This is a genomic window from Streptomyces viridochromogenes (assembly GCF_001270495.1).
Classification (GTDB): domain Bacteria; phylum Actinomycetota; class Actinomycetes; order Streptomycetales; family Streptomycetaceae; genus Streptomyces; species Streptomyces viridochromogenes_A.
On the sequence record NZ_LGUR01000234.1, the window covers coordinates 26,425 to 47,927 of the forward strand.

Genomic DNA, 21,503 nt, shown 5'->3' on the forward strand with positions numbered 1-21,503 from the left:
TGGCGCACCTGGGCCGGCAGTCGTCTACGGAATTCCGGCCCGGGAGAGGGAACTCGGTTCGTAGCGCAGCTGGTAGGAACGCACGCCTGCGCCATTCATGCGGTAGAGCGTGATCGCGGACAGGAACTGCTCCTTGACCTGCACGGTGCGATGGCGTTCCTTCTCCCCAATGCCGCTGATCCATTCCTCGATGTGCTCTGGGAGCTTGAAGGCCAATTCATAGGCGCCGACCGCGTCTGCGGGTGAGAGCGTCCACTCGGCCGCGGTCCCCGTGCCCCGTCGCTTGATCCGCACCGTATGGTCGGGCTTTGCCTCGGCGTACTCCAGGAACCCTCGGTGATCATTAGCGGCGAGCGGCAGGATGAATGGCGCGGCGGGGAAACCGAGGAGCAGTTCCGCGTCGCTGTGCTGCCGGAGCGCCGTGGCGAAGTCCTCGATCGCGGTGCCGGCGGCCTGCTTGAACTTCCCGTCGGGGATGGAGACAGGTGGCAGCTCCAGCGGGGATGTCCCCAGAGCCGTCCGCAGCCGGGATCGCATCCAGTTCAGCGGGAACGGGGCCGATTTCGGCAGATGCCGCTGTGCCGCGAACAGGCTCGTCGCCGTTGCTCCGATGTGGCCGAGCAGCCAGGTGAAGGAAGCACCCGACAGGTCCACGAGAGAGATCTGGTGGGCGAGCGCGTACTTCTGCGCGTTGGCGGTGAACCCGCTCGCGGAGAACAATGCGTACGAGTACTTGTACCGCTGCCGGGGCCGCGTCCCGGGGCCCGTCATAAAGTTCTCGTTCACGTCGTGCATGACACCGTGGGCGTTCCGGACGACCTCCAACTCGCAGCGCGTCTGGTAGTACTTGGCTTCCAGGAACAGCCGCACCGGCATGGAGAACGCCGGGGTGAAGGCGAACTCCCCGAGTACGTCGACCTGGTGGAGCGCACCCCGCCCTCGGATCCGGAGAGTCTGGCCCTCCGTCACCAACTCGACCGGGTCTTGATTTTCGTGGACGAGAAGCCGGTAGCCGCTGAAGCGCAGCAGCCAGGCCAACGACTCTTCCAGTAAGTAGCCCCGCAACGACGAGTCCTTGAGCACCCTTGTGCTCCTTCCCGCTGAGCCGATCACGCACAGACAAAAACGTGATCATCTCACCCGGACGGTGGTAGGCGACTTGTCACATGGTGGGCTCGATGAGGCCTGAGCGAAATCGTGCACGAATGAGGCCCAACAGCGGCAAGTACCACGACCACGGCACTTCGTCCGGGCGACGGTGCCGCCACCACGGTCATCGTGCAGTAGACGCACGAACTCATGGCGCTGATGGTTGAGGCCGGGCAGCGGAAGGACGACGACCTGGAGTTCCTCATCGTGGTGAGTGCCGGACACGACGCGCCGGCCTGGCCTTCCTGCTCAAGGATCTGTCGTGCAGGCGCCCGGGGGCCCGGTGGCACCGCTGTTCGATGCTCCTGGTGGTGCTGGAGCGTGGGGTGGGCCGAGAGGCAGTTTCCGCCACTACGCTCGGGCGGGCAGATGCTGTTCGGCACGGGGGGGGGGAGGTGCCGATAACGGGTGGAAGTGGAGCGGGCACATGTCGATAGCCATTCCGGCTTCTCACGGTCGGGTTCCGGCGATGGCAGCGGAGAAGTGCGCGGCAGCTCGGGGAGGGCGGGTGTCGGCGTTCGTGACCCGGGAGGGCCGGGGAGCCGACCAGCGTTGCCCATGGGAGCTGGTGTCGATGAGTGGGCATTCGGGCTCGGAGCGCGCGGCGGTGGCGTGGATCGTTGCGGAGGCATTGATGCGGCAGCGGTGTGGCAAGGTGACGCATGCCTTCGACTCCTGGAGGACGGCGACGCTGGGCGGTGCTGCGCTGACAGGGCAGAGACGGGAGTTGGTGAAGGCGTTCGCGGAGCCGGTCTTCAAGCCGCAGACCGATCCGGCGGCCAAGCCGCATCACGGTGTGCCTGGGCATGTGGGGGAGTGGCTGTGGTACTTGCTGGCTCTCGAGAGCCCGGATTCGCCCGCGCGAGTGCGGGAGTATCTGACCCCGCCGAAGGACAATGTCAATGATTCCGGCGGCGACGGCTTGGTGATCTACCGCTCGCGGTCAGGTAGCGGGCCGGAACTGCTCTTCCGGCTATGGGAGATGAAGAAGTACACAGGGAAAGACGACTCAGTCACCGACACGGTCCGCGGCGCCTGGGACCAGCTCTCAGAACACGGCATCACCTATGTGATCTCCCAGATCGCCTGGGCTGATCGGGAGGTTGTCGGCGATGTCGGGGTGTTCGTCAGCGAGATGGCCGATCTGTGGCTGGAGGGGCATCCCAGCAGCGGCGCCGGGGTGAGCGTGGCCACCAACACCTCCGCAGCCCCCAAGCAGCGCGCATTCAGTACGTCACACGAGCGTATTCCGCATCTGCGGCACGATGGCCAGCTCGAAGGCATGATCGTGGCCGTCGACGACTTCCCCGACTTCGCCCGGCATGTCCAGGAGCTGGTGTGGACCGCACTGTGAACCCTGAAATCCTCGCGATCGCGCTCGGCGTCCACGAGGTGGGCCTCCTGCCGACCCCCGACGAGCTCGCCGCGTTGATTGCCGAGGTGGAGGTCGGAGCGATCCAGTCCGAGGCCGGTGTCCCGGACCAACTGCTGAGCACGGCCTGGTACCTGCACGGCATCGCCGCGGTGCTCGAGGGCACAGAGCAGTATGACCTGGTGCGGCGCCGACACGCCTTCGCTGTCAGCGCCCACATCCTCGAACTGGCCCTGGATGACCGCCGCAACCGCCTCGACCCCGCCAATGACACCAGCGACGGGAACGAGGACGAGGGACCCGGCGCAGACGACGACCGGGCGGAGACGGCGGACGCGGAAACCGCGGGCCCGCCGCAGGATCCGGGTGAGGTACGGGCCCGTCGTCTGTCGCTGGCGTTCGGCGCGCAGGTCGGCTACCGGCGATGTGAGCAGGACCCGAATGCTGCCGCGGTCTTCCGGCAGGTCGACCCTCTCCTGGTCACCGAGGAGTCGCTGGCCTCCCACCTGGACACTCTCGCGGTCGAGGCTGGGGTGGCGTTCTTGAGTTTGCAGCGGCGACGGCTGGCCCGGGTGCTTCGGGTGTGGCGGCGGCAGCTGGGCGACCTGCAACGCCTGGCCGGTGTCACCGACCTGCGCGGGAGCATGTACGGCCCGGCGCAGGCCGTCATCGAGGCGGTTTACGATCTGACGCTGTTTCTCACCCGCGCCGACTCCGCCGCGCTGGAGACCGCCCGGGCGCATCTGCGGGACGTGGTCACCGGCGGCGCTGGCCGGGCGGACCGTTCCGCCCGCTGGGTCGCCGCCCATCTGCTGGAACTCCTGGACGATATGGCTGAGGGCAGCCTCCAGCGGCTGCTGCCTCCCGGCACTCCGCCAGCGCTCGCGCAGGCCTTCGCCCTGTCCGACCCGCCGGTGATGACATTGTGGCCGCCGCAGAGGGAACTGCTGCGGAAGTCCCGCCCTCTGGACCCGGCCACCTCCCGGCTGTTGATCAGCGTGCCGACCAGTGCCGGCAAGACGCTCATGGCGCAACTGGTCATCTGCGCGCACTTGGCAGCCGACGCCGGGCGAGTGCTGTACGTCTCGCCGCTGCGCAGCCTGGGCCGGGAGATGCGCCAGGCCCTTCGCTCCCGGCTACGGGTGCTGGGCCGAAAGCTCGGCGATGACCAGCCCGACTTCCCCGCGCCTGGCGCCCAGGCCACGGCCAGCGACGCGGACGTGGAGGTTCTCACCCCGGAGCGGCTGATGCACGCCCTCCGGCAGGATGCGAATGCCACATTGGAAGGGGTAGGCCTGATCGTGGTCGACGAAGCCCATCACATGCAGCAAACCGAGCGCGGCTTCCTCCTCGAGGGACTGCTGGCATTCTGCCAGGCCCATCCGAGCCCACCGCGGCTGGTCCTGCTGTCCGCCGCTGTCGGCAACCACGCCGAGCTCGCGGCCTGGCTCGATCCCGACCAGCCCGCCGAGAACGTCGTGTTCACTTCACAATGGCGCGGGCCCCGCCGACTGCATGGCCTGCTGAGCCCGATGAAGTTCACCGATCGGCTCACCCGCACCGCACTCCCGCCTAGGGCGAACCGGACCCGCCACACTGAAGCGGTCCTGCCGATGGGGCTGCGCATCAGCGTCCGCCCGACCTCCACTGGCAAGACCTTCCACATGGCCACCAGCCGTGACCAACCGCTCGGCCAGCGGATCTACCGCGAAAAGTTCCCCGGTGACACCACCGGCAAGCAGTCCGCATCAGTGACGAACTACGCGCTGTTCGCGTTCGGAGCAGCCCACCTCACCCGTGCCGGCAGCGTCCTGGTGGTCTGCGCCTCTCGCGTCGCTACCCGCAACACCGCCCAGGCCATCGCCGCCCACCTGCCCGAATTCCCGCCCGCGGCCCCGCTGGCTGGCTTCCTCGCCGACACCCTCGGCGCCGACCACCCGATCGTGGACTGCGCACGTCATGGGGTCGCCTACCACCATGCCCAACTGCCCGCCGAGGTCCTGCACGCCGTCGAGGACGCCCTGCGCAACGACCAGCTCAAAGCACTCTGCTGCACCAGCACCCTCACCGACGGTGTCAACCTGCCGGTGCGCTCCGTGATCATCAACAGCGAGGTCGACGACGGTCTGCAACGCACCTGGTCCGGCCAGCCCCAGATGGGGCCGGCGCAACTGCTCAATGCCGTCGGCCGCGCCGGGCGGGCCGGACGCGAGAGCGAAGGCTGGATCCTGCTCACTCGCCACCGCGATCCGTACTCTGCGGACTTCGCCCTGCTCGAGCCGGGCGCGGAACGCCTGCAGGTGCTGTCCGCGCTCGGCACCGACGACGCTCTGGCTGACCTCGCCGCTGCCGAACAGTTGATCGCTGACACCACCGACGCCATCTTCAAGCTCGCCGAGAACCACGCCGCCACTTTCGCTTCCTACGTGTGGTTCACCCTGGACGCGCTCTCCCGCATTCCCACCCTCACGCCCATCGAGCAGATGGCCGCCGTCGACCGGCTGCTGGCCATGCGCCAACTGCCGCCCGACCTCAAGGACCGCTGGCTTCAGCTGGCCGCGAAGGTCGCCGAACAGTACGAGGCCACCGAACCCACGACCCGGCGGCGTTGGACTACCCCAGGCACCAGTATCGGCACCGCTCGCATCCTGGACTCGATCGCCGAAGCCCTCACCCACGCCCTCCTCCAGGACCCGGCTGCCACCGCACCTGCCTACGACGGCATCTGGGGGCAGGTACTGGCTGGCGTGTTTCCCGACGAATGGCCACTCCAGCGAACCCTGGACTTCTTCGCCCAATACGGCGTATACGGCGTTCTGCTGACCTTCCCGGAAGCCAAGGAAGCCTGGACTTTCACTGAGAAACGGACCAGCACCAGCGCCCGCCGCTACGTCGACGTCGCTGCGGCGATCACTGGATGGACCGGCGGTGCGACCATTCCCGACCTCGCCGATGCCTGGCTGTCGGGCCTGCCTCGCGAATGGGCCCTGGAACAGACCGTCAAAAACATCAGCGTCACCTTCGAGCACTACCTTGCCTGGACCCTCGGCGCTCTGACCAACCTCATCAACACCCGCCTGGAACAAGCGCGCGCTGAGATCAGGCTGCCCGCCACCGTCGGCTGGCACCTGCGCCACGGCGTTGACACGGCTCAGGCCCTGGCGCTGCTCAACGCCGGTGTCACCTCCCGCCGCCTCGCCCAGCAGATCGGCCGGTCCGCCAGCGACCGGAGCATCGGCGCTGACGAACTACGCGCCTGGCTGACCAGCCTTCACCTTGACGGATGGCGCCGCGAATTCGCCGCCACCTCTTACGAGATCAACGACCTGCTCGAATACGTTCGCACCCGCCGCCCCAGCATGGTCGGCACCCTGCTCGACGCCAGGCAACTCTCCCTGGACGCCACCGCCACTGGGCCGACGGTCGCCGAGGACCTCCCGGTCCAACTGAGGTTCGCCGTCGGCCCTCAGCCATCGACCCTGACCGCCGACGCCGACCAGGGCACCGTCGCGGTCATCCCGGCGGACGCCTACCTCGACGTCCTCACCATCATCGACAGCGGCATCGACTTCGAGGCAACCCTCACCGGCGACCGGCTCACCCTGCGCTTGTGAACGACCTGGTGACGCCCACACCACCCAGCAACCTGCTGCTGCACTTTCCACTCTTATGGCAGTAGCAACGGAAGCGCGGTGCCAGCGCTCGCCAGACCCATTCGCGACGGACCAGCATCCCGCGGCGGACTGTCGTCCGCTTCCGCCTCATGGAGACTTGGGGCTTGAGCGGCCGGAACGGCGATGCCTTTCTTGACGTACCGCCAGCCGGTGTCGGTGCTGACGGCGAAGTCCGCGGCGAGCTGGGCGGGTGGAATCTCCCCTGCTCCGGATCAAGGCCGCCACCGTCAACAGCCTCCCCTTCCTCAGGGCTCGTCTGGCCGTCCAGATCAAGCGTCGGCGCACCGACCGCAAGACCGGCAAGACCATCCCAAGACGGTCTACGCCGTCACCAGCCTGACCGCCGGGCAGACCACCGCAGCCTAGCTCGCCCAACTCGTCCGCGACCACTGGCAGATCGAGGCCCTGCACCATGGTGACCTGGCGCAACCTCGCCATCGGTGCCCCTCCGCCTCGCCGGCACCCAGAACGTCGCCGCCGCACTCCGGGCCAACTTCCGCGACCCGAAACGGCCGCTCGCCCTCCTCGGCCTCGCATAATCACGAACCGGACATTATGCGACTACGCCGAAGCTCTATCCGGCGGCCGGGGGAAAGCCGACCCCATCTGCGTTGATATATCACGACGGTGCCGCCTCACCAAACCACTGATTCTCCGGATTCTGATCCTGCTCGCCAGCAGTAATCCGTGCGGCTTCGCCGAGCGGAGGCGGGAGGACGGAACGTCCGCTGCTTCGGCAGCGCCTACCCCGGAGACATAGATGCGCAACCAGCCCAAGCCTACCGTTGAGGCTGCCTTCCTGAATGTGCAGAACGCTGCGAAGTACATGGGCATCTCGGTGAACACCCTCTACGTCTGGCGCCATCGCCGGCAGGGGCCGCCCAGCTTCCGGATGGGGCCCGGGGGGAGGGTCATGTACCGCCGGGACCTGCTCGATGCCTGGCTCAGCGAACAGCAGCAGGCGGACTCGCGGTCGAACCAGGCTCTCAACCCGCTGAACAAGGCCCCGCAGCAGTGTGAACGGCGCCAGGCCGCCTGACCTGGGAAAACAGTTCTGAAAAGTTCAGCAGCACTCGGAATTTCATGCACACGGAGATCGTCTGTGTGTCTGATCGCGACGCAGATCGCGCCGAGAGAAGCAAGGCGAGGCCGAGGGTAAGACGAGTATGGCGGGTTACATCGAAGACCGGTGGCTCAAGAAGCGGCCGAACAAGGAGACGGGCAAGCGCGAGCGCACCGCCCTATGGGGCAAGTGCACGCGCTACCGCGTCAAAGGGATACCGGGGGTCCGCGACCGGTCTTTCGACACGGTCGCGGACGCCAAGGCGTGGCTGGCCGAGGCTCAGACCGGCATACGTCGAGGAGATTTCGTCGACGCGCGAGACGGCGCGATCAGCCTTCGTGAGTACGTCGAGAAGCACTGGTGGCCGTCCCAGGTGCATCCGGCCCAGACGCTGGAAAGCATGAGGCACCGGATCTGGGGGCAGGTGCTGCCGCAGCTCGGGGATCTGGCGCTCAGGGACATCGGCGTCGCGGAGCTGCGCAAGTGGTCGGCCGACGTGCAGAGGGCGGTGGCGTCCAGCACGGCCTATGTGGCGTGGGTGTACCTCAAGGCGATCATGCAGGCCGCGGTCGAGGACAAGCGGTTGTACCGCAACCCGTGCAAGGGCAACAGCTCGATCAAGCCGCCGAAGAAGCCGGAGCGCAAGGCTCGCGCCTGGGAGCAGGACCGTGTCGACGCCGTACGGGAGGCGCTGGCCGCCCGGTATCGGATCACGGTCGGCCTCGGGGTCGGGTGCGGACTCCGGCAGGGTGAGGTGTTCGGCTTCAGCCCAGACGATGTCCGTGACGGCTTCGTACACGTGGAGCGGCAGATCCTCATGTACAAATCGCAGCTGTACTTCGGTCCGCCCAAAGGCGGCAAGGAACGCGACGCGCCTCTGCCCCAGGCGATCGCGAAGCGGATCCTCACGCATCAGGAGCATTTCGAACCCATCGAAGTGACCCTGCCGTGGCTGGATCCTGAGGAGCCCGACCTCGCCCGCGAGGAGCGGCGCAAGGTGACGGTCCGGTTGCTCGTCTACACGGGGCGGCGCGGCCCGATCAACCGCACGACTTGGAACACCAAGGCATGGAAGCCCGCGCTCGCCGAAGTGGGAGTCATCCCGCCGCTGCCCGAGCGGCAGCCCGGCGAGAAGCCATCGCGCGTATGGGAGCCGAGTCGCGAGCACGGCTTCCACGTCTTGCGTCACACGTACGCGTCGGTGATGCTCGAAGCCGGTGAGTCGATCGTCTCGCTCGCGAAGTGGCTGGGGCACTCCGACCCGGCGTTCACGCTCCGGACGTACACCCACTTCATGCCGCAGGCCGACGCGCGAGGACTGTCTGCTATCGAGGCCTGGTTCACGGACTCGGCCGAAAGTCCCTGAGAAGTCCCAGAGGGCTGAACCAGCCGCCGGATCCCCGCAAACATGCAGGTCAGAGCGTGATCGCTCCCTGAGCGGGGCAGAACCCCGCATACAGCCCGACTCGTCCGCCGCTCAACCCCCTCGCCGCCACGGGCGGAAGGTGATCACGGCTACTTGCTCACGCGAGTCCTACGTCCTACAGGATCGTCTTCCGGACCTTCACAGCAACCTGACTACCCACGCGTGAAGAGTGGTCCATCGCATCCGAGTTCATCGGTAGCATCACAGCTCTGTGATTCGTCCGGGGAGGAAGCGTGATCCAACTAGCCGACATGGTCCGCGAGTTGCGGGAGCAGCTCAACCACGTGCTGGCCGAGGCAGGGTCCGGTCCTCTCCGTTTCGAGCTGGGTCCGGTGGAGATCGAAGCGGCCGTGACGGTCGACCGTAGCGGCGGGGCCGGTGGCAAGGTGAACTTCTGGGTTGTCGAGGGAAGCGGCGACGTATCAGCCAGTTCCTCCCGGGCCCATCGCATCACGGTCACACTCCAGCCCACGCTGGTGGCCCCTGACGGCGCCCACCGCCACGTACTGATCTCGGACAGCGAAGTCGACGGGGAGCGTTGACAATTCCGCCTTGTTCGCGCCGCTGACGCAGCGGGAAAGCTAGCCGTACGCTGTCCGAACCGGACGCGGACGAACTCGATGATCGTCGAGGGAGGTCACGAGGTGGAGGGGGAGGGGCGCAGTGCCGCGCGCGTTCGCAACGAGCTTCTGGCCGAGATGGCCGGCGTGCTCGCGGCGACGGACACGGTGCGGCGGCAGACCGGTGCGGAGATGCTGGTGCAGGACCTGTCCGCGGAACTACGACTGTCGGTGGACCCGCGCCAGGACCAACCCCTTGGTTTGTGGGCGCGGCGCGTGGTGAAGGCCTGTGCCGAGGTCGACGAGGGACTTCAGGCCCTCGCGCGCTGTCTGGGCTACGCGGAGCAGGGGTCGGTGAGCGTGCTCGCGCTCTGGCGGCTCGTCGACGAGTGGGAGGCCGCCGCCTTCTTCAAGGACCAGGACCTGCATCCGCTGAGGCATGTCCTCCGTGAGATCCGGTCGACGGCACTTCTGACCACGCTTGCCCGTCGGGCCAGCCACTCTCGCACGCAGGAACTCGAGGAATGGTGCGAGACGGGGTGGGACGTCTTCTTACGCCTGGCCGGGAACAACACCGCGGCCGAGGAACTGCCTCCGTCGATGGCGTTCCTCTCCCTCATCTCCGAGTACCTGGTGAAGGAAGGCCGCGCCGAGGAGGCGGAGCAGCTGCGCCGTTGGAACCGCAAACAGGCCCAACTCCGAGGGCTCAGCGAGGAGATGGCGGTCTGGCAACAGGGTGAGTTCGCCTCCCCTGCCGAAGCCTCGTTGCACCCGGCCTATCTGCTGATCCAGTTCGAACCGGACGGCCTGGAACCGGACAGCTTCTGGGTGGCTCACTGGCGGCAGTCCGATTCCGACGGCTGGCACCCCGTACCCGGCGAGACGCTCAAGCTACGCCGGGACGAACTCCAGGCCGCCGTGGACCGTCTCATCGAACAGGCCGAGGAACGCTGGTGGGACCTGCGTCAGCCCGTCGTGATCGAATTCATCCTTCCTTGGTCTCTGTTGGGGGAACCCGTGGAGTGGTGGCACAAGGAGGCCGACGCGGCCGTGCCCACGCCGCTGGTCATGGATTACACGATCGTGGTCCGTAGTTTCGAGCGCCTGCGCAAGGCGGCCTGGCACCGGCGCTGGAACAACCGCTGGCGGCACCTCAAGGACAGGCCCGCGGAGAGCCGCTCGCACTGGAGCCTGCCGAACCAGTCCGCGTTCCATCTGGAACGGGAACTCAAGAGCGACCAGCAGATCGTCTGCCTCGTGCTGAGCGCACCGCCGGGCGGCGATTCACCCGTCGCCCACCAGGAGTTCGTGGCGGCCTTGCGGGCGGGCATCCCGGCCATCCTCTGGGACCGGAACGGATCCGGCACCGCCTTTCGTGAGGCGGCCGCCGACATCGTCCAGGAACGCGGGCTGGCCGGAGTTCTGGAGCGCACTCGACGCTGGCGGCACGAGGCGCTGGCCATGGGGCCGGACGAGTGGCACACACATGTGGGCCGCCATCTGGCCCTTCTCCTCGACGATCCGGAACGCATGCCCGGTCCGACGGTCTCGGGCGGCGATTCCGACAGTGCTGGAATAGGACCTTGACCGCGGACGGGGGACAGAAGGGAGCGAACTCTGCCATGTCAGGTGGGTCGACCGGCACATGCAACCACCCGCCGGGACTGTGGGTAGGCTGGCCCTCACGCGGGGTTGTTGTCGCAACTGGTACCAGAGCTGGAACTGGAGGCCACCTGTCCCCGTCTCCGCGACAGCAACGAAGCCGTGAGAGTGACCATGGCCAGTGACCACGCGCGGCTCCGCCCCTTACGGTCCGGAGCCGATCTGACGCGCCTGTGGAGCGACTGGAGCTTCGAGGGCGACGCAGCACCCAGAGAAGCCGTCCTCGTCATCGACTCCCATGTGAGCATGCGCGTGTGGGACGAGGCGACGGACAGCCTCGCCCGCACCCTGGCCAGGAGTTTCACCGTCGTCCAGAAGACGGATCTGCTGGGCACGGACGAGACACTGCCGACCCGCGTGCGCGCAGAGCGCTCCTTGGAGCCGCCGGCCGACGGAACGCGCCGGGTGGTCCTCGTGGTCACGGACGGCCTGGCGGCCGGCTGGCATCTGGGCTCGGTGCAGCCACTCCTGCGACGCTGGGGGCTGTCCTGGCCGGTCGCTGTGATCAACCTTCTGCCGCCCCACATCTGGTTCCGAACGGGACTCGATGTGCTGCCCGTGCGGATCCGCACCCGCCGCGCCTGGGCCGCCAACGCGGAGTGGGAGTGCCACGAGCAGGAGGGCTCCGCGGCACTGCGCGGGGTGAGCATGGACTTGACCGGTCCGGCCGATCTCGCGGAGGGCGACAGCAACCCGGTCGCCGTTCCCGTTCTCTCGCTCACCCACCATGGCGCGCACGCGCTGTCCGCGATGCTGGCCGGGGCGGACGCGGACCCGCTGGACCTGCCCGCGACACCGGCCACCGAGTGGAAGGGGCGGGCGGACGCGGCGCGGGCATTTCCGTGGGCGGCCGAGTACACCGGAACCCAGGAGCCGCCGTCCGCCGCCGAGCGCGTCTTCGAGTTCCGCGCGGCGGCTTCCCCCACCGCATTCCATCTGGGCACTCGCCTGGCTGCGGCACCACTCAGTCTGCCGATCGTCCGCAGGCTGATCCGGTCGACTCCCGGCGCGGAGCCGGTGCACGCCTCCGAGTTCTTCATGAGCGGACTGGTCCGTCCGACCGGTGTGCACGCCGACGCCCCCGATGCGCTGGCGTACGACTTCCTTCCCGACGCCCGTGCGCAACTCCTCGCGCAAGGCCGCCGGAGTGCCACCCTCCGTACCTTGCGCGAGGTCCGCGAGGTGCTGGCCTCGGCTCCGGCGACCGCGTCTCTCCTGCCGCCCCCCGCGGAACCGCTGACCGCGGCATCGAAGCCGCGGGTGACGCGAAAGAGCGCCCCCTTCCTCCGCGTGGAGCTGATGGCGCTGAACGCCTTGTCCGGGTCACACCTTCAGCGTGCCCGATTGTTGCGGAATGCCCTGAAATGGCACGATCAGCGGTATGCAGTACCCCTTGCGAAGGTCCCGCCCGCCGGGACCGCCTTAGTGCCGTCCACCACCTCCGGAGTCATCGAAGGAGCCCCGCCGATGTCCACCACGCCCCAACGCGCCATGGAGGGAGAACGCACCGTACAACCGCGCGTCTGGGGGAATCTGCCGCCGCGGAATCAGAACTTCACCGGCCGCACGGAACTGCTCGACCTGCTCGAACAGCGGTTGCGGGAGGGTACGACCACGGTTCTGCCCGAGGCCATCCACGGGATGGGTGGCGTGGGGAAGACGCAGTTGGCGATCGAGTACGCCTACCGGCATCAGTCGGAGTACGACATCGTGTGGTGGATCCCCTCGGAGCGGCCGGGGCAGATCGGTCAGTCTCTGGTGGAGCTGGCCAGGAGGCTGGGGCTGGTCACCACGCCCGAGGCCAACGTCGCGGGTCCGGCGGTCCGGGAGGCACTGCGCGAGGGGCGTCCGTACGCCAGGTGGTTGCTCATTTTTGATAATGCGGACAGTCCTGAACAAGTACGACCCTATTTTCCCACCGGCGGCACCGGCACGATCCTGGTCACCTCACGAAACCGCCGCTGGGGGCTGGTGGGCGGCTCCCTCGAAGTGGACGTGTTCACCCGCGAGGAGAGCAAGGAACTGCTTCAAGGATCAGGGCCCGGTCTCGCCGATGCCGAGGCCGAGGCGCTGGCGGACGCGCTGGGTGACCTCCCGCTGGCCCTGGTGCAGGCAGCCGCCTGGCGGGCGGAGACCGGCATGCCCGCGTCCGAGTACCTACGGCTCTTCGAGAGCAAGCAGAACGAGCTGCTGGAGACGGCGCCACCGCCGGACTACCAACTGCCGGTGGCCGCCGCCTGGAACGTCTCTCTCGACCACCTGGAGACCCGCAGCCCCGCCGCACTACGGCTGCTGCAGCTGTGCTCGTACTTCGCCCCCGACCCCATCTCCAGGCAAATCCTCTCCGGCCCGGGAAACAACGCCATCTTCCCGGAGCTGGATGCGGCTCTGAACGACCCGATGAAGCTCGCGCGCGCGATACGGGAGATCAACCGCTACTCACTCGCCCGTATCGACCACCGCACGAACTCTATCGAGATGCACAGGTTGGTCCAGCACGTGCTGATCAACCGCATGAGCCCAGAGGAGCAGAGCCGCATGCGCGAAGGCGCCCACGCCCTGATGGCGTCCGCCGACCCGAGGACGCCCACGGATCCGGAGAGCTGGCCTCGTTATGCGGAGCTCTACACCCATGTCATCGCATCCAACGCCGTAACCTCCGACCAGCCCTGGGTGCGCCAGCTGGTGATGAACATCGCCAAGTACCTCTACTACTGGGGCGATCACGAGGTCTCCCTGGACTTCACCGAGACCGCCTGGGAAGCCTGGGTGGACACCTTCGGTGAGGAGGACGTACAGACGCTCCTCCTGGGCCGGTGGCTGGTCTTCGTTTATCTGATGGTCGGCCGGTACAGCGACGCTTCCACGCTGGTCGAGCGCATCAGGGGCGTACACGAGCGCTTCTCCGCGCCGGACAGCGAGGAGGCGCTGGACGCGACCCAGATGGAAGCCGCGGTACGACGGGTACAAGGCCGCTTCCCGGACGGTGCCGAACTGGACCGGCTGGTCTACGAACGGGCCCACCGGGCCTTCGGCGACGACGACCCGGCCAGCCTCAACATGGCCCACAACCTGGGCGTCAGCCTCCGCCTCACCGGCGCCTTCCGGGAGGCTCTCGAACTCGACCGGAAGACCTGGCATCTGAAGCTGCGTCTGTTCGGGCGGGACGACCAGCGCAGTCTCATCACCGAGAACTCGATCGCCATCGACGTACGCGAGTCCGGGGACTACATCGGTGCGCTCCGGTTGCAGGAAGCCGCGTTGGAGGCCTTCCGGGACGTCTTCGGGAACGACAACCCCGCCACCATCGGTACCGAGCGCGAACTGGGAATCGCGTGCCGGAAGGCGGGCCTGCACCACCGCGCGATGGAGCTGGCGATCCAGTCCCACGAATCCTTCACCCGACGTTACGGAGACACCCACCCGCAGTCCCTGGCCAGCGCCCTGCCCCTCGCCATCGCGCTTCGCCAGAACGGCGACCTCGAGGCGGCCAGGGCACGCGGGGCCCAGGCCTGCGCCGGTTACCGCAAGGTCTTCCACCCCCAGCACCCCTACGCGCTGTCCGCGGACGTCGGTCTCGCGGTGTCCGAACGGCTGCTGGGCAATCCGGGGGAGGCCCGCCGGCTGGACGAAGGTGCCCTCGCCGGCCTGACCGCCAGTCTCGGCTCCGATCACCCCTTCACCCTGGTGGCCGCGGTGAACCTGGCCAGTGACCTGGCGGGGCTCGGCGACTACGAGGCGGCGGTCGCCCAGGGGCGTGACACGCTGGGCCGGTGCCAGGAGACGTTCGGCCCCGATCATCCGACCACCCTGGCCTGCGCCGGAAACCTCGCGATGGATCTGCTGTCCCTGGGGCTCGACGACGAGGGTACGGCGCTCCGGAACGACACGCGGGAACGCCTGCGCCGGGTACTGGACACGCCCCGTGACGACCATGGCGCAACCACACCGCACCCGGCGACGGTGGCCTTCCAGGAAGGCAAGCGTGCGAACTGCGACATCGACCCCATGCCGCTGTAAGAAGAGCTGAGCCCAGGGCCGAAGGGGCTGCGCGGGGACGCGCGTGCAGCCCCTTCGGCCCTCGTGCGGCCCCTCAGCCGGGTGTTCCCGGCGGCCTTCCGGCGCCGGCCAGCCAGGTGGCCAGGACCACCGGGTCGGGGCGCTCCCCGTACTCGGCCCGCAGAGTGCCGCGGACCGCGCGGGCCCACTCCGGTGAGCGCAGCAGGAACCGGCAGGCGGGCTGCTGTTCGGGGCTGTCTGCCAGGGCCCGGCCCAGGGCGGCCCAGGAGCCCACCGGCGGGTCCCCGTACAGGAGCCGGTCCGCTAACTCCCGCCTGGCGTCAGCCCGGTCCTCCCGGGCCAGCAGGATGTCGACACGGTCGGCTCCCCGAACCCCTTCCCCGGCGCCGGCGGGGTCCCGCCAGGAGCCGTCCGGGGCCGCGAGGCGATGCCTCGCCAGAACCGCCGCCGTGTCGAGGAAGTGGGCTTCGCCGTCCGGCGCCACCGCCACCGGCGCGGTGTGCAGGGACGGGGGACAGTCGTCGCGCCGTCGCCACGCGCGCACGGCCTCGTCCACCACCTCGGGTGACGGCCTCAGATGATGCTCCCGCCACCGCGCACGGTGACTTGCCGCCGCCTCACGGGCCAGCCGCAGTTCCACGGCGGGGACATCGTCACTGAGCCATCCGGCGCAGCTTTGCGCCAGGGAGTCCAGGAGCCTGCGTCCCAAGGGCGTCAGCCGTTCGTGGCGCCGGACGGCGTCGAGTGCCGACCACACCGCGTCCCGCCACAGGGCGAACTCGAAGTGGGCCAACGGCGCGCGTGCTCCTTCGGCGGCCCGCCGGTGGACCCGCCAGAAGCGGGTGACGCCCAGGAAGGCGTAGATGCCGTGGAGCATCCCCTCCAGCGGTCTCGGGTCGTCGCGCCACGGGGCACGGAACAGGTCCGGCTGTTCCTCCGTTTCGGGCTGTCGTACCAGCGGCGCCAAGTGCGTCAGGGCACCGAGTTTGACGTGCTGGAATTCGTGCACCAGGGTCGCGGCCAGCTCGGCACCCTCGTCGGACAGGGAGATGTTGAGTCCGCCGAATGCTTCCGCGGAGGAGCTGCTGTACGGCCGAAACCTTTCTCCTCTGGGGAGGGGCGTAATGGACATCAGCCCTCGACGCAGCGCGTCCACAAAGGTCGGTTCGTCGCGTTGCAGGATGTCCCACGCCTCGGCCAGTGAGGAGCGCCATGCCCGGGCCTCGGACTCCGAAAGGGCTCGCGGGGCACTGGCGCCGGAGAAGCCGCGATAGGGGTCGTGTTCCTCAAGGGTCACGGACCGGGCGGCGGTGCCCCGCCCCAGCGTCACGCGTCGCGTGGGCTGCCAGCCCGGCGCTCGTCGCGCCCGGTCGGGGCCGACGACGACCTCGCCGCCGCTTCCCGTGATCCGAAGGCGCCGCTGGTCTCCGGTGACGCGCGCGGTCGTCCAGTCCTCGTCGGTCGGGAGAACCGCGTAGCCCAGGCCCGGAAGGGAGACCGTTCCCTGGTTCACCGGAACCGTCGACGTGAACTCGATGCGGGCCGCGGCGGCCGAAGCGGAGGCGAGGGAAGCCAGGTGTCCCAGCGTCGCCCAGAGCGGGATCTCGCTGTCCAGGGTCTTCCGCAGGATTCGTAGTGAACATGACAGCCACGTACCCGTGCCCGGCGCCATCAGGACGTCCTCGACCACCTCTGGTGCCTTGGCCTGCACCCGCTCGAGCAACTCCCAGGCATCGCTCAGCGACAGAGGCGAGTCGTCGGAACCGGAGGAGAGGCCGACACTCCGGTCGTACAGAGCCCGCAGAAGCAGTAACCGGCGGCTGTGTTCCGCGCCGATCAGCTCGTCGACCAGGGCACCGTCGCCGCTGCCCTGGAGGAGCCCGTCCAGGCCGTTCGCCGAGATACTGTGCCAAGCGGATCGATCGTCAGGCGTGCCGCTCATCGAGCGCACTGGCATTCTCCACACACGTTTGTCGCCCTACTACTCGGTGACTCCGTGGGTCTGATTGACGCCCGCCACTGTGATCGCGTGAGGATCATCGACTTCGCTCAGCAGCCGGTCGAGTGCCTCGGACAGGGCTGGGCCGTCCAGAGAACGCAACGCCTCAAGTGATACTCCTGAGAGGTCCATGAGCCCGGACTCAAGGGCCTGCGTCGCCCGTTCCATGGCTGCCAAGTCCCCTCCCCCTGTATGCTCGCCCGACTGTCCCGTCCCCCTCATGATGGCCCAGGGGGACGTGGCCCGAAACCCTGCGTGGCAGCCCTAGTCGCCATATCAAGTCAGTTGTGGCGCAGGACCAGTTCGGCCGCCACGCGGTCGACGGCGCGTAGCTCCTCCGAGCCCTCCTCCCACAGGCGCAGTGCTTCCATGAACCTGTCGAGGGTGCCGGGATAGCGCAGACAGGTGCGCAGCACGCCGTACACGTCGAACCGCAGCCGGTCGTCGCGCGGGCGATGGGCGGCCACCCGGGGGTCGACGCTTTCCAGGATCGTGTCGAGGCCGTTCGGCCTGCGGAGCGAGGGCAGCGCCGTCAAGGCGTCCACCAGGTCCTTCAGTTCGCTCATCGGCAGGGTGGACGGCAGCGAAGCGAGGGTCGGGGGAGCCGGCGGGGACATGTCCGCGGTATGGCGGGAGCCGATCGGTACCGGCCGGGCCGGTAGGCCGGCGTGGGTCTGGAGCAGTTCGAGTTCGGGAGCATCCAGGACCTCGTACCAGCACTGCACCCGAACCGCCGCCAGCCGTCCGAGGCCGTCGGATCGGTGATGTGCGGTGATCAGGCCGATGATGGCGCCGTCGCACCAGAGAGCGGCGCCGGACATGCCCTCCCAGGGAGAGCGCCGGGGTCCGACCTCGTCGGCCGGGGGCGCGACGGCCACCTCGAAGGTTCCCTCCCGCCGGTTGGAGAGGACGGACACCGTGCCGTCGACGTGGCAGGAGTCCCGGAACCGGGCAGGCGGGCCCTCCGCGGCGAGCCCGGAGCCCGCTTGCTCGCGCACTTTGAAGCGGGGAAACCCGACAGCGGTGACACGCAGGGTGGCTTCCGAGTCCGGAACCACCGCGTAACGGGGCGTGTGATGGACGGGTGGGGCGACGGACGGGCGGTCGGCCAGTTCCAGCAGGGAGAGGTCGGCGGGACCGGAGCGCAGGACCACGTGGGCGGCGGTGATCCACTCGCCGGGGCGATCCGCCTCGAAGCGGACCCCCAGCGTGGTCAGGGGCGGCTCGATCAGGTGAGCGGCGGTGAGGACATGCCGGTCACCGACGCGATAACCGGAGCCCCGACGTCCTGGCGCGCCACCCGGGCGACCCACCAGTACCTCCGCGACTCGGGCCATCTCCAATCCTGGGATCCCCCGCTGCCGTTCGCTCATCCCGGGCATCTACCCCGGGGTGTGGCCCCGTAATGGCGACGGGACCAGGACGGCGGGGGGAGGGGATCGGTGCGCCTCGCCACCATGAACGCCCGCTCGGTCAAACCGATCACACAACCCGCAGTATGGTGGCCGCATGCCGAAACCGCCGTCGTCCGACGCGGTCCCGGCGATACCCGATGTCCTGCTCGTCGTCGGTGACCCCCGCACATCCGAGCCGCTCGCCACGATGCTGGAGCTCGCCGGCTACCGGACCGTCGCGGTGGACCGAGCGACCGAGGCCACCGACCGGCTCACCGAGCGCCGGTTCGATCTGGTCATCCTCGATGTGACGCTGCCTGTTGCTCACCGGGAGCGGCGAGTTCCTGGGCAGCCTGCCCGGGGGCGGCCCCGGCGGCGCGGACGGGCAGGGCGGCCGGGCCTCGGGCCGGGTGGCCGAAGTGCTCGCCCGTGCCCGGCAGTTGGTGCGGAGCGGGGAAGCCGGCGGGTGGGACGGCGCGCTGCGCTACGGCGATCTCGTACTGGACCACGCCACCCGCCGGGCCCGGCGCGGCGAGCGCACCATCGAGCTCACGCCCGCCGAGTACCGGCTGCTGCGCTGTCTGCTGGTGAACGCCGAGCGCGTGCAGGTGCTGGTGGAGGGCGAGGCATGAGCGCAGGGGAGTCGAGCCGGTTCGACGCGAGCGGTGAGCGGCGCACGGACAGCGCCCGTTGGGCGGTGGAGCGGCTCAACCCGCCCAACCGGCTGTGGGGTTCCAACGGGCCGCCGACGGTCGTGGCGGACGGGCTCGACGCGCCGCAGGGGCTCGCCATGGCCCGCCGGTTCGCGGGGCTGGCGGTCGCGCCGGACGGGGCACTGCTGTTGTCGGGGAACGGGGAGGGCACGGTCTTGCGGTTGACGCCGAGGCCGTGAGGGCTGTTCGGCCTACTCCCCGAACAACGACTCCTGCCCCTCGAACCCCTCCGCGCCCTCCTCCTTCTCCGCCCGGTCCAGCCGCCTGTTCCGCGCCCCCACCACCAGGGCCGTCACCGCGGCCGTCGCCCCGAGTGCCGTCGGCACCATCCAGCCGCGGTCGAAGACATGGCCGAGGGCGTGGTCCACGGACAGGCGGCCGGGGCCGGTGATCGCGAGGCCGGTCGCGGCGAGGGCGAGGGTGGCCGCGTACTCGTAGCCGCCCTCCTGGTTGAAGAAGCCGTTCGGGGCGTGCACGGCGGCGGCGCCCGCCATGCCGCCGGCCGCCGCCGCGCCCGCCGCGGGCGTCGCCAGGCCGAGCGCCAGCAGGGTGCCGCCGCCGGTCTCCGCGAGGCCCGCCGCCGTAGCGCTCGCCTTGCCCGGCGTGTAGCCGACCGACTCCATGAACTGGCCGGTCCCCTCGATGCCGTGCCCGCCGAACCAGCCGAACAGCTTCTGCGCGCCGTGCGCGGCCAGCACCCCGCCGGCTCCCAGCCGGAGCAGCAGCAGGCCCAGATCACGTCGGTCGTAAGCACTCACGGTGACTCCCGGAACAGTCGGCACGGACAGAACGCCCCTCCCGCGTATCCACCGTCGCACCGTCGACACCCGCTCGGCCTGCTCTCGCCGCCGTTCGGGTGGCGGGCCGCCGGAGCCGGTGTGAGGCTGACCGGTATGACGATTCAGACGTCCAAACTCAGCGACCCCGCCGTCCGCGCCTTCGTCACCGCCGTCAACGCCCACGACCGCGAGGGCTTCCTGAGCATCCTCGCGCCCGGCGCGACCATGGCGGACGACGGTACCGACCGCGACCTCGCCGACTGGATCGAGCGGGAGATCTTCGCCTCCAACGGCCACATGGAGGTCGACAAGGAGTCGAACCGGGGCCGCGACCTCCTCACCCACTACCGCAACGACACCTGGGGCGAGATGCGCGCTCGCTGGCACTTCGAGGTCGAGGACGACGGCAGGATCTCCCGCTTCGAGACCGGTCAGGCTTAGGCCGCAGGAGGTCCTGCGCGAAGTCCGGCGTGAAGGCAGGCGCGAAGGCCGGCACCGGGACCGGCGCGGAAAGATCCGCACAAGCGCTTGCCCTCGCGTGCACTCCAACTCCTAACGTCCTCCCTCATGGAGACCACGCAGACCAAGAGGACTTTGGGACGTACGGGCATCGAGGTCAGCGCCCTCGGCTTCGGCTGCTGGGCGATCGGCGGTGAGTGGCAGTCCGCCGACGGGCGGCCGCTCGGCTGGGGCAAGGTCGACGACGAGGAGTCGGTACGGGCGATCCGGCGCGCCCTCGACCTGGGTGTCACCTTCTTCGACACCGCGGACACCTACGGCGCCGGCCACAGCGAACGCGTCCTGGGCCGCGCCCTCGGCAAGCGCCGCGCCGATGTCGTCGTGGCCACCAAGTGGGGCAACGTCTTCGACGAGGGGACCCGCACCCTCACCGGCGCCGACGACAGCGTGCCGTACGCCCGCCGCGCGCTGACCGCCTCCCTGAAGCGCCTGGACACCGACTACATCGACCTCTACCAGCTGCACCTCTCCGACGCCGACCCGGAGCGCGCCGCCGAGCTGCGGGACGTCTGCGAGGAGTTCGTGCGGGAGGGGCTGGTCCGCGCCTACGCGTGGAGCACCGACGACCCGGCCCGCGCCGCCGTGTTCGCGCGCGGGGAGCACTGCGCCGCCGTACAGCACGCGGCCAATGTGCTCCAGGACGCGCCGGAGATGTTCGCGCTGTGCGAGGAGCTGGAGCTGGCCGGCGTCAACCGCAGCCCGCTGGCGATGGGCCTGCTGACCGGCAAGCGCAGGTCCGGGCAGGCCCTGGAGGCCGGGGACATCCGCAGTCGCCCGCCGGAGTGGCTGAAGGGCTTCGAGGACGGGTCCGGCGCCGACCCGGACTGGCTGGCCCGCGTCGACGCGCTCAAGGACGTCCTCACCAGCGGCGGTCGTACGCTCGGCCAGGGCGCCCTCGCCTGGCTGTGGGCCCGCAGCCCGCGCGCCGTGCCGATCCCGGGGTTCCGTTCCGTCAGCCAGGCCGAGCAGAACGCCGGCGCGCTGGCGAAGGGGCCGCTCACCGCCGGGCAGATGACGGAGGTCGACCGGATCCTCGGTCGCTGAGCACCGCCGTAGGTGACAAACACGGCAGCCGTTCCACGCACCGGTGCGTACCTCGCGGTCCCACGCGAGGTCCACCCCCACCCGGTGTCATGGAACGGCTGCCGTCCCCCCTCGGTTTGGTCTACCGAA

Annotated in this window: 16 protein-coding genes; 11 read left to right on the plus strand and 5 right to left on the minus strand. The window is 69.1% G+C overall.

Annotation, left to right across the window (positions count from 1 at the left end; genetic code table 11):
• Positions 1 to 24: 24 nt before the first annotated feature.
• Positions 25 to 1,083, minus strand: a complete 1,059-nt coding sequence (locus ADK36_RS35860; protein ID WP_048584300.1) for a hypothetical protein — start codon at positions 1,081 to 1,083, stop codon at positions 25 to 27.
• A gap of 574 nt (positions 1,084 to 1,657) precedes the next feature.
• On the opposite strand from ADK36_RS35860, the gene ADK36_RS35865 reads away from it, so the two are divergent.
• The 7 genes from ADK36_RS35865 to fxsT all read left to right on the plus strand — a co-directional run bounded on the left by ADK36_RS35865 (position 1,658) and on the right by fxsT (position 14,926).
• A complete protein-coding gene (locus tag ADK36_RS35865; RefSeq protein ID WP_048584301.1) occupies positions 1,658 to 2,503 on the plus strand; it encodes a hypothetical protein in 846 nt (281 codons plus the stop codon).
• Positions 2,488 to 6,135 carry a DEAD/DEAH box helicase gene (locus ADK36_RS35870; RefSeq protein ID WP_048584302.1) on the plus strand — a complete coding sequence of 1,216 codons (3,648 nt, stop codon included), beginning with the start codon at positions 2,488 to 2,490 and terminating at the stop codon, positions 6,133 to 6,135. Before ADK36_RS35865 ends, ADK36_RS35870 begins: the two co-directional genes overlap by 16 nt.
• 820 nt (positions 6,136 to 6,955) lie before the next feature.
• The gene (locus tag ADK36_RS35875; protein WP_048584303.1) at positions 6,956 to 7,234 is read left to right on the plus strand and encodes a helix-turn-helix domain-containing protein; all 279 of its coding nucleotides are present in this window, start codon (positions 6,956 to 6,958) and stop codon (positions 7,232 to 7,234) included.
• A gap of 127 nt (positions 7,235 to 7,361) precedes the next feature.
• Positions 7,362 to 8,624, plus strand: coding sequence for a tyrosine-type recombinase/integrase (locus ADK36_RS35880; protein WP_048584304.1), 1,263 nt, complete (start codon positions 7,362 to 7,364; stop codon positions 8,622 to 8,624).
• Between the two features lie 293 nt (positions 8,625 to 8,917).
• Positions 8,918 to 9,226 (plus strand): trypco2 family protein, encoded by a 309-nt coding sequence (locus tag ADK36_RS35885; RefSeq protein WP_048584305.1) that lies wholly within the window; start codon positions 8,918 to 8,920, stop codon positions 9,224 to 9,226.
• Positions 9,227 to 9,304: 78 nt separating this feature from the next.
• Positions 9,305 to 10,831, plus strand: a complete 1,527-nt coding sequence (locus ADK36_RS35890; protein ID WP_048584306.1) for an effector-associated domain 2-containing protein — start codon at positions 9,305 to 9,307, stop codon at positions 10,829 to 10,831.
• 189 nt (positions 10,832 to 11,020) lie between these two features.
• The gene (gene fxsT / locus ADK36_RS35895; RefSeq protein WP_048584307.1) at positions 11,021 to 14,926 is read left to right on the plus strand and encodes an FxSxx-COOH system tetratricopeptide repeat protein; all 3,906 of its coding nucleotides are present in this window, start codon (positions 11,021 to 11,023) and stop codon (positions 14,924 to 14,926) included.
• A gap of 73 nt (positions 14,927 to 14,999) precedes the next feature.
• On the opposite strand, the gene ADK36_RS35900 is transcribed toward fxsT, so the two are convergent.
• The 3 genes from ADK36_RS35900 to ADK36_RS49175 all read right to left on the minus strand — a co-directional run bounded on the left by ADK36_RS35900 (position 15,000) and on the right by ADK36_RS49175 (position 18,647).
• Positions 15,000 to 16,868, minus strand: a complete 1,869-nt coding sequence (locus tag ADK36_RS35900) for an HEXXH motif domain-containing protein (RefSeq protein ID WP_048584308.1) — start codon at positions 16,866 to 16,868, stop codon at positions 15,000 to 15,002.
• Positions 16,869 to 17,206: 338 nt separating this feature from the next.
• Entirely contained in the window at positions 17,207 to 18,262 is a 1,056-nt protein-coding gene (locus ADK36_RS35910; RefSeq protein ID WP_053200555.1) for an effector-associated domain 2-containing protein, read from the minus strand.
• A gap of 145 nt (positions 18,263 to 18,407) precedes the next feature.
• Positions 18,408 to 18,647: a hypothetical protein gene (locus tag ADK36_RS49175; RefSeq protein ID WP_053200557.1), complete on the minus strand. Its 240-nt coding sequence runs from the start codon at positions 18,645 to 18,647 to the stop codon at positions 18,408 to 18,410.
• Here ADK36_RS49175 and ADK36_RS49180 point away from each other — a divergent pair.
• Entirely contained in the window at positions 18,640 to 18,951 is a 312-nt protein-coding gene (locus tag ADK36_RS49180; RefSeq protein WP_053200559.1) for a response regulator transcription factor, read from the plus strand. The genes ADK36_RS49175 and ADK36_RS49180 overlap by 8 nt on opposite strands.
• Positions 18,948 to 19,211, plus strand: coding sequence for a hypothetical protein (locus tag ADK36_RS49185; RefSeq protein ID WP_048584311.1), 264 nt, complete (start codon positions 18,948 to 18,950; stop codon positions 19,209 to 19,211). The genes ADK36_RS49180 and ADK36_RS49185 overlap by 4 nt, the downstream gene beginning before the upstream one ends.
• Positions 19,212 to 19,223: 12 nt before the next feature.
• Here ADK36_RS49185 and ADK36_RS35930 read toward each other — a convergent pair whose 3' ends face one another.
• Positions 19,224 to 19,790, minus strand: a complete 567-nt coding sequence (locus ADK36_RS35930; protein WP_048584312.1) for a DoxX family membrane protein — start codon at positions 19,788 to 19,790, stop codon at positions 19,224 to 19,226.
• A gap of 135 nt (positions 19,791 to 19,925) precedes the next feature.
• On the opposite strand from ADK36_RS35930, the gene ADK36_RS35935 reads away from it, so the two are divergent.
• Positions 19,926 to 20,252 (plus strand): hypothetical protein, encoded by a 327-nt coding sequence (locus ADK36_RS35935; protein ID WP_048584324.1) that lies wholly within the window; start codon positions 19,926 to 19,928, stop codon positions 20,250 to 20,252.
• A gap of 126 nt (positions 20,253 to 20,378) precedes the next feature.
• Positions 20,379 to 21,374: an aldo/keto reductase gene (locus ADK36_RS35940; protein ID WP_048584313.1), complete on the plus strand. Its 996-nt coding sequence runs from the start codon at positions 20,379 to 20,381 to the stop codon at positions 21,372 to 21,374.
• The last annotated feature ends 129 nt before the right edge of the window (positions 21,375 to 21,503 follow it).

Excerpts from the sequence above, each read along its gene's own strand:
- fxsT (WP_048584307.1), top strand. The coding sequence starts at position 11,021 with ATGGCCAGTGACCACGCGCGGCTCCGCCCCTTACGGTCCGGAGCCGAT.
- ADK36_RS35910 (WP_053200555.1), bottom strand. The coding sequence starts at position 18,262 with ATGGCCCGAGTCGCGGAGGTACTGGTGGGTCGCCCGGGTGGCGCGCCA.
- ADK36_RS49185 (WP_048584311.1), top strand. The coding sequence starts at position 18,948 with ATGAGCGCAGGGGAGTCGAGCCGGTTCGACGCGAGCGGTGAGCGGCGC.
- ADK36_RS35890 (WP_048584306.1), top strand. The coding sequence starts at position 9,305 with ATGATCGTCGAGGGAGGTCACGAGGTGGAGGGGGAGGGGCGCAGTGCC.
- ADK36_RS35935 (WP_048584324.1), top strand. The coding sequence starts at position 19,926 with ATGACGATTCAGACGTCCAAACTCAGCGACCCCGCCGTCCGCGCCTTC.
- ADK36_RS35875 (WP_048584303.1), top strand. The coding sequence starts at position 6,956 with ATGCGCAACCAGCCCAAGCCTACCGTTGAGGCTGCCTTCCTGAATGTG.
- ADK36_RS35940 (WP_048584313.1), top strand. The coding sequence starts at position 20,379 with ATGGAGACCACGCAGACCAAGAGGACTTTGGGACGTACGGGCATCGAG.
- ADK36_RS35900 (WP_048584308.1), bottom strand. The coding sequence starts at position 16,868 with ATGAGCGGCACGCCTGACGATCGATCCGCTTGGCACAGTATCTCGGCG.
- ADK36_RS35880 (WP_048584304.1), top strand. The coding sequence starts at position 7,362 with ATGGCGGGTTACATCGAAGACCGGTGGCTCAAGAAGCGGCCGAACAAG.